The 5,527-nt window shown below is 67.3% G+C and carries 5 protein-coding genes; 3 read left to right on the plus strand and 2 right to left on the minus strand.

Translation table 11 applies throughout. The annotated features are described in order from the left end of the window. Positions 1-469: helix-turn-helix domain-containing protein (locus PMN64_RS41720; RefSeq protein WP_411784976.1), on the plus strand; the 469-nt coding region annotated here is incomplete at its 5' end. A gap of 132 nt (positions 470-601) precedes the next feature. On the opposite strand, the gene PMN64_RS41725 is transcribed toward PMN64_RS41720, so the two are convergent. Then, a complete protein-coding gene (locus tag PMN64_RS41725) occupies positions 602-1,471 on the minus strand; it encodes a DUF2066 domain-containing protein (protein WP_411784977.1) in 870 nt (289 codons plus the stop codon). Positions 1,472-1,672: 201 nt separating this feature from the next. On the opposite strand from PMN64_RS41725, the gene PMN64_RS41730 reads away from it, so the two are divergent. Beyond that, complete coding sequence (locus tag PMN64_RS41730) at positions 1,673-2,686, plus strand: zinc-dependent alcohol dehydrogenase family protein (RefSeq protein WP_411784978.1); 1,014 nt, start codon at positions 1,673-1,675, stop codon at positions 2,684-2,686. Positions 2,687-2,946: 260 nt separating this feature from the next. On the opposite strand, the gene PMN64_RS41735 is transcribed toward PMN64_RS41730, so the two are convergent. Beyond that, positions 2,947-3,720 (minus strand): enoyl-CoA hydratase-related protein, encoded by a 774-nt coding sequence (locus tag PMN64_RS41735; protein WP_411784979.1) that lies wholly within the window; start codon positions 3,718-3,720, stop codon positions 2,947-2,949. A 104-nt stretch (positions 3,721-3,824) separates the two neighbouring features. Between PMN64_RS41735 and PMN64_RS41740 the strand changes: the two genes are divergently transcribed. Beyond that, positions 3,825-5,414 carry a gamma-glutamyltransferase gene (locus PMN64_RS41740; protein WP_411784980.1) on the plus strand — a complete coding sequence of 530 codons (1,590 nt, stop codon included), beginning with the start codon at positions 3,825-3,827 and terminating at the stop codon, positions 5,412-5,414. The last annotated feature ends 113 nt before the right edge of the window (positions 5,415-5,527 follow it).

Consider the following 5,527-nt stretch of genomic DNA (forward strand, 5'->3'; position numbering starts at 1 on the left):
GATCGTCGCGCATCTCGCGCGCTATCCTGACGCCTTGTCGGACACGTCGGCCAGCTTCTGGAAGCGCGCGATCATCGACTGCGTGACCGCGACGGTCGTCACATCGCTGCCACCCGACGGAACGAGCTATCTGCCGTCGGCGATGCGACTGGTGCGCCACGTCGAGGACTATCTGCACGCCGCGGGCACGCGCCCGGTCCATGTCTCGGAAATCTGCACCGAGCTTCGGCTGTCGCGACGCAGCCTGCACCGCGCCTTCCACGAGGTGTTCGGGGTCGGCCCGGTGACGTTCCTGCGCTACAAGCGCCTCTGCATGATCCGTTCGATCCTGCGCGAAAGCACCCCGGACCAGACCACCGTCTCCAAGGTTGCGATCGAACAGGGCTTCATCGAGCTCGGGCGCTTCTCGCAATATTACCGCGCGATGTTCGGGGAATACCCGTCGCAAACGCTCGGCTACGCCGGCTAGAGCGCTTTCGAGCGAAGTGGATACCGGTTCGCGTGAAGAAAACGCGTCAAAACGAGAATCCAGAGCCCCGTTCCGATTCAATCGGAACGGAAAAGGCTCTAGCGCAAACCAGCCGCTGCGCGCGCGAGCTCATTATTTCGATCGCCCCGGATCGCCATTGCCCGACAGCAGCTGCGCGGCGCCGCCGATGCCGCGGCGGAAGGCTTCATCGAAGGTGACGCCGCGGAACTGCCATTTGTAATCCTTGCCGTGCCAGGCCATCCGCCATTGCGTGGCCCAGCCGAGGTCCTTGTCGTTCCAGACCAGCCGACCGAGCAGGGTGGCCTCGCCGCCCTGCGGCGCGACGATCGAACTCAGCTTCGCCGGCGGCGTCTTCGACAGTTCGGCGGCGGTGAGGTTGGCACTCGTCAACGCGGCTGCATCGGGCAGCACGAAGCGCATGCCGCGCTTACCGGCCGCAGCCGCAAGCGCGTCGCGTTGCAGATCGGATTGCGTCCCGTCGGATGTGACGATGTAGTCCTTCGGACCGTGCTGCATCTCGGCGAAGACGCCGAGCACCGGCCGCTGCGACCGCCAGGGCTTGAGATCGAGCCTGGCGAGAATGCCGTCGATCTTTCTCTCGTCGAAATCCACCGTCAGGTCGTAGGGCCGGTCGCGGGTGCCCTGCTCGTCATGATGCGGCTTGCCGGCATATTGATCGTGATAGTCGAAACTGCTGACGAACTCCTTGGCTTTCGATTTGTATGCGGCAAGCCGGCGGTCGCCTGCCAGCATTGGCTGACCGGATACCTTGATCAGGACGTCCTCCAGACATGCACCGAAGCCAATGATGCGGTTCGGCTCGCCCTGGCCGGTGACGACGGTCTGCGCGCGGTAGAGGCTGTCGTCCGCTGCGGCCATCGCACCACCGCAAGCGATCCATGCAGCGGCAAGCAGCACGCGGACCGCGCCGCGTGCGAGCGTGGCGATCAGATCACGCTTCGTCTCAAGCAAGGCAGCCATGGTCACCTCCGCTCGGTCACTTCATTGAGGCACAGATTGGCGGTATTTTCGGGCAGCGCCAGCACGTTCGGACATGGGCGCCATTCCATCGGTCCCGCTGCGCGCTATGGCCACGCGCGGCAGGCCTGACATATGCTCGGAGCATGCGCGGCGGCGCCGCGAGCGCCGCCCAACACAAGAGCACCGAGCAGGAGACGTTCCGTGAAATGCTATGAGTTGCAAGGCCCCGGCGGCGTCGACGCGCTGGCGCTGGTCGACAAGCCGGTTCCGCAAGCCGGCCCCGGCGAAGTCCTGGTGCGGCTGAAGGCGGCGACGCTGAATTATCGCGACCTGCTCACGGTCAAGGGCGGCTACGGCTCGCGCCAGAAATTTCCACTGGTGCCGGTCTCCGACGGCGCCGGCGTGGTCGAGGCGGTCGGCGCCGGCGTCAGGAGCTTCGCACCCGGCGATCGCGTGATCGGCAGCTTCTTCGAAAGCTGGCTCGGGGGCGAACCGAGCGAGGCGCGGATGCGCGCGGCGCTCGGCGGCAGCGTCGACGGTGTGCTGACCGAGTACCGGGTCTTCCCCGCGCATGCGCTGGTGCGCACGCCGGATCATCTCAGCGACATCGAGGCCGCGGCACTGCCGTGCGCCGGCCTCACGGCGTGGAGCGCGGTGGTCAAGCTCGGCGACCTCAAGCCGGGGCAGACGGTGCTCACCCAGGGCACCGGCGGCGTCTCGCTGTTCGCGCTGCAATTCGCCAAGATGTGCGGCGCCCGCGTCATCGCGACCTCCTCCAGCGACGCCAAGATCGCGCGGCTGAAGCAGCTCGGCGCCGATGTCACGCTCAACTACAAGACCACGCCCGATTGGGGCAAGAAGGCGCGCGAGCTGACCGGGCGCGGCGTCGATCTTATCGTCGAGGTCGGTGGCGTCGGCACGCTGAACGAATCGATCCGCGCCACCAGGATCGGCGGCACCATCGCCTTCATCGGCGTGCTCGCAGGTCCCGCCTCGTCCGATACGCGGCTGCCGCTGATGGTGATGCAGCAGCAGCGGCTGCAAGGCGTCACCGTCGGCTCGATCGAGGATTTGCAGGCGCTGTGCGACGGCATCAGCCTGCACGGCGTCAAGCCCGTCATCGACAAGGTGTTCGCGTTCGACCAGGCCAAGGCCGCGTTCGCCCACATGGCGAGCGGCGCGCATTTCGGCAAGATCGCGATTGCGATCGGGTAAAGCATGATGATGTGAAGTCGAAACAGTCCAGCGGCACGCTCGCTGCACCTCTCCCGCTTGCGGGGATCGAGACGAGCGAAGCTCGCTCTTAGGTCGCATCGCATCTGATGCGATGCGGGTGGGGGCTCTCTCCACGATGCGACTCGCGGAGAGAGCCCCCACCCTAACCCTCCCCCGCAAGCGGGAGAGGGGACGCAATCCCAATGCGGCTATGGCTTGATCCAATTTCATCATGCTCTAGAGCAGGTCGGCGACAAAGCCTAGCGTCCCGTGAACTGAGCCTTGCGTTTCTCGACGAAGGCCTGGCGGCCTTCCTTCGCGTCGGCGCTTTCGCGGATCACCTGCTGCAGCTCGATCTCGCGGCGGAACTGATCGGCGTAGCTGGCGTGGTCGCTCTCCTCGAGCAGCTGCCGCGTCGCGACCAGCGCGCGCGTCGGTCCGTCCGCAAGGCGACCGGCGAGCGCCTTCGCCTCGTCGAGCAGCCTTGCATCATCGACCACATCGCGCACCAACCCCCACTCCTTGGCCCGCTCGGCCGGCAGCGGCTCGTTCAGCAGCATCAGGTCGAGCGCGCGCTGGCGGCCGATCAGGCGCGGCAACAGCCAGGTCGAGCCGAGATCGGGCACCAGGCCGATCCGGCTGAACACCTGAATAAAGCTCGCCGAGCGCGCGGCCAGGATGATGTCGCCGGACATCGCGAGGCTGAAGCCGCCGCCGGCCGCGACGCCGTTGACCGCGACCACGACAGGTACGCGGCATTCGCGCAAGGCCTGCATCGCCGGCCAATAATGCCTCATCACGCCGGTGTAGATATTGTCGCCGAGCGACTGGAACGCCTTGAGGTTCTGCCCGGAGCAGAAGCCGCGTCCCTCCCCGGTCAGAACCAGCGCGCGGATGCCGGGATCGAGGCTCATCTCGCCGACGGCGCGCGCGAGATCGCCGAGCAGTTCCGGCGTCATGGCGTTCAGGCTCGCGGGATCGTTGAGCGTCAGGATGCCGACCTTGCCGTCCCGTTCACACTTCACACCAGTCATTTTCCGCTCCCTGAAATTGGTTCTTGTTGTTGCACTGACAGTGCCATGCTTGGCATGCTACGCCAACGTGCCCCACCCGCAACAAGAACAGCGAAAGCAACGCCATGTCCGACCAGTTCTCCAACTCGCAAGTGATCCGCAAGCCGGCCGTCAGCGCCAAGGGCGGCATCGTCGCCGCGCAGTCGCGCCGGGCGGCCGAGGTCGGCGCGGAGGTATTGGCCGCGGGCGGCGATTGCGTCGACGCCGTGATCGCGACCACCTTCGCGCTTGGCGTCGTGGAGCCGTGGATGAGCGGCGCCGGCGGCGGCGGCGCGATGGTGCTGTATCGCGCCAAGGAGAACCGCGTCGAGGTGATCGACTACGGCATGCGCGCGCCCGACGGCCTGCGTATCGAGGATTATCCGCTGACCGGCGGCGCGGCCTCCGACCTATTCCCCTGGGCGCGGGTCAAGGACGACCGCAACCTGCACGGCCCCGGCTCGATCGCGGTGCCCGGCGTCGTTGCCGGCATGGAGGAGGCGCATCGCCGCCACGCCAGGATGGAGTGGAAGGACCTGCTGGCGCCGAGCGTCAAGCTCGCCGGCGAGGGCCTTTTGGTCGATTGGTGGACCACCGCGATGATCGCAAGCTCCGCCGCCGATCTGCGGCGCTATCCCGCCAGCGCCGCGGCGTATCTGCAGGACGGCCTGCCGCCGAACGCGCAATGGGGCATCAGGTCGGTGGTCCGCATGCCACAGGACAAGCTGAAGGCCACGATGGCGCAGCTCGCCGCAGCCGGTCCGCGCGATTTCTACGAGGGCGATCTGGCGCGCAGCATCGCCGATGACATCCAGGCCGCCGGCGGCGCGCTGTCGGTACGCGACCTCGCCGCCTTCCGCGCCCATCTGCGCGAGCCGCTGAAAATTCCCTATCGCGGCGGCACGGTCTATGCGACGCCGGAGCTGACCGCGGGTCCGACCATGGCGCGCACGCTCGGCCTGCTGCAAAAGGCGCTGGCGCCCGCGCAGGGCGGGCCGGATGCGGCGGCCTACGCTGCCTATGCCGAGGCGTTGCAAGCCGCCTATCGCGAACGGCTGAAGGACATGGGCGACGTCGACGGCCGCCGCGCGCTCGGCGCCGAAGCGATCGCGCCAAGCTGCACCACGCATTTCTCCGCGGTCGACCGCGACGGCAACATGGCCGCGGTGACGCAGACGCTGCTGTCGACCTTCGGCTCCAAATTCGTGACGCCGAACACCGGGCTGACCATGAACAACGGCATCATGTGGTTCGATCCGACGCAAGGCAATCCGAACTCGCTCGCGCCCGGCAAGCGCTGCCTGACCAACTACACGCCTGTGGTGGCGCAGGCCGCCGACGGCCGCACGCTTGCCGCGGGCGCATCGGGCGGCCGCCGCATCCTGCCGGCGGTGTCGCAACTGCTCTCTTTCGTGATGGATTTCGGCATGGATCTCGACGCCGCGATCCACCAGCCCCGGATCGACGCCAGCGAGGGCGCCGTGGTGATCGGCGACAAGCGCCTGCCCGCGAGCGTGCGCGAGGCGCTGCGCGGCCGCTTCGATTTCGAGGAGGCCCGTATCCAGACCCTGCCGATGAAGTTCGCCTGCCCGAGCGTCGTGCTGCGCGACGGCACCACCAACAGCGGCGTCACCGAGCCGTTCCAGCCCTGGGGCGATGCGGTCGCGGAGGCGTGACGGCAAGTCGCGCGGTTCATTGCGGTCGTCGTCCCTGCCTAGTGCGCAATTGCGCACGGGAGCAGGGACCCATGACCACCGCAATCGGCGATGAACGGGATCGCGGCTGCAGC

The organism is Bradyrhizobium sp. UFLA01-814, assembly GCF_046718885.1.
Classification (GTDB): Bacteria; Pseudomonadota; Alphaproteobacteria; order Rhizobiales; family Xanthobacteraceae; genus Bradyrhizobium; species Bradyrhizobium elkanii.

Coding starts and splice junctions, on each gene's coding strand:
- PMN64_RS41725 (WP_411784977.1), bottom strand. CDS start 1,471: ATGGCTGCCTTGCTTGAGACGAAGCGTGATCTGATCGCCACGCTCGCA.
- PMN64_RS41735 (WP_411784979.1), bottom strand. CDS start 3,720: ATGACTGGTGTGAAGTGTGAACGGGACGGCAAGGTCGGCATCCTGACG.
- PMN64_RS41740 (WP_411784980.1), top strand. CDS start 3,825: ATGTCCGACCAGTTCTCCAACTCGCAAGTGATCCGCAAGCCGGCCGTC.